The organism is Verrucosispora sp. SN26_14.1 (genome assembly GCF_004307965.1).
Taxonomy (GTDB): Bacteria; Actinomycetota; Actinomycetes; order Mycobacteriales; family Micromonosporaceae; genus Micromonospora.
Genome location: NZ_SISL01000481.1, coordinates 1 through 4,357, shown reverse-complemented (window position 1 = coordinate 4,357; position 4,357 = coordinate 1). Strand labels below are relative to the sequence as shown.

Annotated in this window: 2 protein-coding genes; both read left to right on the top strand. The window is 70.8% G+C overall.

Annotated features, from left to right (window positions below; all coding sequences use genetic code 11):
• The first annotated feature begins 374 nt into the window (after nt 1-374).
• Nucleotides 375-1,355 (top strand): LysR family transcriptional regulator, encoded by a 981-nt coding sequence (locus tag EYA84_RS27505; protein WP_161595054.1) that lies wholly within the window; start codon nt 375-377, stop codon nt 1,353-1,355.
• Nucleotides 1,356-1,808: 453 nt separating this feature from the next.
• A partial coding sequence (locus EYA84_RS27500; RefSeq protein ID WP_131056717.1) for a hypothetical protein occupies nt 1,809-4,357 on the top strand: 2,549 nt, incomplete at its 3' end.

The window sequence follows — 4,357 nt, the reverse complement described above, 5'->3', positions numbered from 1 at the left end:
GTGCCGGGCGGCGCCGGCAGGGGGGCGGAGCTGCACCCTGCGGTGACGCCGAGGGCGGTGGTCAGTGCCACGGCGGTGGCCAGGACGGCTGCCCGTCGACCGGCGAGCCGGCGTCGGCCGCGAGCGGCCAGGACGGTCGATGGTTCCACTGTGTCTCTCCTGAGGGTGTGTCCGGGGACTACTCGGGGGTGGGTGAACGCCGGCCGCTCGTGGTCGGCCGTGGGCAGGACGGCGCCGCCGACGGATATCTGGGGGCATCGTCCGATAGCGGGGGTCAGCCGAATTCGGTTGCGGACAAAGCATCGGGCCGACGCCGCCGAACGTCCAATCAAAACGTCACCGAGCATTCATAAGTGATCCTTATGATTCCACTCGTGTTGGACACGCATCAGTTGCTGATCCTGGCCGAAGTGGCGCGGTACGGCTCGTACACCGCCGCCGCCAAGGCACTCGGTTATTCCCAGCCGGCCATCAGTTATCAGATGCGGCTGCTCGAACGGGCCACCCGGGCGTCCCTGGTGATGCGGGCGGGACGAGGAATCGTGTTGACCGAGACCGGCCGCCGGCTGGCCGACCACGCCGAGATCGTGCTGACCGCCCTCGCGGCCGCCGAGTCGGAGATCAGGGCGATGAGCGAGCAGCGGGCCGACACCGTCCGGCTGGGGGCGTTCCGGAGCAGCTGCGCCACCCTGGTCCCCTCGCTGCTGGACCGGCTCGCCCGGAGCACGCCTGACGACGGCGGGGATCCCGCACCGCAGCTCGTCGTGCAGCAGGTCGAACCGCCCGAGGCCGCCCAGCTCCTGCGGTCCGGCAAGATCGAGATCGGCCTTCTGTGCGACTGGACCAACGAGGCCACCGCCGACGCGGAGCGCGGCCTTCGCCGCGTGTCCCTGATGACCGATCGCCGGTGCGTCGTGGTGCCGGCCGACCACCGGCTGGCCCGGGAGACGTCCGACGGTGACGAGGTCGACTTCGCCGACCTCGCCGACGAGCCGTGGGTCATGGAGACCGTGCGGGAGCGCTTCCTCGCCGCCTGCGCGGCGGCGCGTTTCACGCCCCGCCTGGTGGCCACCGCGGACGACCACGTCACGATCCAGAACCTCGTGACCAGCGGCGTCGGCATCACCCTCATGAACGAGCTGGCCATCTCGGCCCACCTCGACAGTCGGCTGCGCGTGCGACCGCTGGCCAACTGGCCGCACCGTCGGATCTACGCACTGGCCTCGCCGGAGGCCCTGCGCGAGGCACCGGTGGCGCACACGGTGCGCGAGTTGCGCGCGGCCGCCCGCACGATCCGGGGCCGCCTGCGGGCGACCCCGGTCCGCGCGGACCGTCCCGGACTACAGGCAGCGTAGCGCCGGGCGCTTCTGACCAGGCAGGACACACCCGTAACTCCCACTTAGCCTATAGGTTAACGGGTGCTTTGGATCACACTTGCCACCATCGCACCGTCGCCGGATCTAGCCTGTTCGCATGAGTGCAAGCAGGTGTCCCATTCGGCGCTGCTTCGTCGAATTCCGCCGGATGTGCAGCACCGTCTGAGTTCGACGGCACAGCCGTACACGGGCATTTGAAACTGCCGTCCGCGGCATCGACATCACGGCGCGCTCCTCTTTCGGCAGCGAATCCTGCATTTGTCGTGCGCGGACGAATCATTCCTCGATCGCCTCGCTGTGCCGGGCCGAACGGTCGTGCCGTCCGGCGGTGAATCGTCGCGCCGACCGCCGGATTAGAAAGGGGACCAGCGGTTGACTTCGCCACAGGACGGTTCCGGAGAGCAGTCGACACCCGCCGCCACGCGCGGGGACATGACCGAGGCGGTACGGCGGTACGGGTCGCGGTTCGACGGCATGCAGGGACTCGAGCACATCGCGCCGGTGCCCGAGGTCGTCGTCGGGTGGCTGCTCGCGCAGGTGAAGGCGGCGGCCGGTACGCGCGGTACGCACGCCGCCTTCGGCGCGGATCTCGAACGGCGTCTCACCTCGGACTACCTGCTCACCGAGTGGCCCCGGATCCGCAGCGAGACCGGGCTGCCGCTGTCGAGCGCTGCCGATGGCGGCCCGACCCCGTGGCTACGGGTGTCGCTGCGCGACCCGGTGGAGGCGGACCCCGACATCGAACAGATGCCCGACGGGCCACCCGTCACCCTCCAGCGCTGGGCGTTCGGCGGGTGGGAGGTGGCGGAGAGCGGCAGCGCCAGCGACCTGCGGACCGTACGCCTGCCGTTCACCTACTCGCACCCGTTGCCGGCTGACAGCGACAGCGTGCTGCGGCGGGTGGCGCTGACGGTGCAGCCGACGATGACGTACAACCAGACGTCGACCTCGGCGACGGTCACCGGCGCGGTGCAGGCGTTGACGCTGTTGCGCAGTCGCGAACGCTCGTGGCCGTACCGCTACCGGATGCGGTGGCAGCTCCGCATGGGCGACGACGTGAACCGGCCGTGGACCGACCTGGAGAGTCCGCCGCCCGAGCGGTTGACGGTGTGGTTCCCGAAACACCTGGTGGAGGCGCCAAGCCCGGACGCGGAGCAGCCCCAACCGGCACCGCTGGAACTCCTCCGTACCGACCTGCCGCTCTTCGGCGTGCAGTCGGTGCTGAACGCCGACCTGATCTTCCGCGACGTCATGGCGTCGTTCCGGCCGCACCTCGCGGCGTTGTCGTCGGCGTCGAGACGGGACCTGTGGGAGTTCTTCGGCGAGTACAGCCTCCGCGCGAACATCCCGTTGGCGTGGACGGGCAGCCACCCGTCGCCGCTGTTGTTCGACGACGACGGGGCCGTGATCGGATATCTCCGGATGCGCACCGAGCTGGTCGCGCGGGAGGTCACCGGTCCGGCCACGCAGGACGCCGTGCTGGAGTCGCACGTGCTGCGGATCCTGCGGGTCGACGGTTCCGCCGAGGTCACCAACGCGGTCGGCGTCGACGGGTTCGTGAACCTCGGCATGTCGGCGACGCCGGCTGAGCCCGGTGTCGAGCCGACCGGCGGAGCCGTCCGGGGGCAGATCGGAGCGCGGCACCAGGTATCACACACGCTGGGATCGGGTGGTGGCGCGCGTACCTCGCACTCGCTGCGGGTGCGCAAGCCGCTGATCCCCCAGGGCGTCGATGTGGTCCTCGATGTCGAACTGGTCCGCGCGACCGGTGCCGCGGCCCGCCCCGAACCGGTGACGCCGCTGGGCTCCGGCGCGGCGCACCGGGCGATCCTGCGGGTACCACCTGCGGACCTGATCATCCGGCGTCCCACCACACCGCGCTACCTGCCACCCGAGATCGCGCAGCTCCGGTCGATCGGCGTCTCCACCACGCCGTTACGGGTCACCGGTGCCGAGCCGTTGTTCGCCACGGCCGAGACCTGGCTCGCCGCGCACGGCTTCCTGCCGCCCGAGGGCGAGTCGACGCTGGACCGGCTGACCGACGAGGCCACCAGGGTGCAGCGCCTGGTGAACGTCCGCAAGCTCGACGTGACCCGCTCGGGTGTGGGACTGCGCGGCGCCGTGGACGAGATGATCGAGGGTGGCTACCCGATCGTCTTCGAACTCCCGGTCCGCGGTGAGATCCAGCGTGCCGAGGTACGCGTGTCCGCCGAGCGTCGTTTCACCGACGGGCCCCAGGCAGGAGCCGTCCACTTCCTGTTCCTGCCCGACGTCCAGACGCTGAACTGGACCGGTTCGACGCTGCCCGCCAGTGAGGGGCGCAGCCGTTCGCCGTTCGGCTGGAACGGTGGTGTCGCCGGGTCCTCCAGCAACCCGGCCGGGACGACCGGGACGGATCGTCCGGTGCAGGGCTTCTCCGGCGGCGTCAACCGCTTCTCCCGGCCCGCCACCATCACCGACACCACGATCGGGTTCGGGCAGGAGTCGTACGCGCTCAACCCGACCGGCGAGGGCTCGCACGCGTTCCAGGTGCCGGTACGGATGCGCCTGGAGATCTCGTGGAGCCACGGTGACACACCTCCGCCGACCGAGGCGGACGGGATGTTCACGTTGGCGGTACCCACCTACCGCACGCTCGGCGAACCAGCGGAGATCCGCCCGTACCGGGATCCCGCCACGCGGAGTGTCACCGACCAGGATCGTGCCGGCCTGAACCCACCGGACGAGCTGATGTACCGCGACGGGGTGCTACGGCTGCCCAGCCTGGCGCACGTGGACCGAGTGGAGGGCAGCCGGGTGATCCGTGCGCTGGTCAAGGCCCTGATCGGCGCCGGACACCACGCGGTCGCCGCCGACCGGCCCACCGCCGTACTCCCCCGGATGCCCGGCGCGTACCCCGGGGACGACGTGGCGGTGCCAGAGGCACCCGCCCCGGCGGAGGCCACCGGCGACGACGTCGTGGCAGCCGACTACGCCATCGC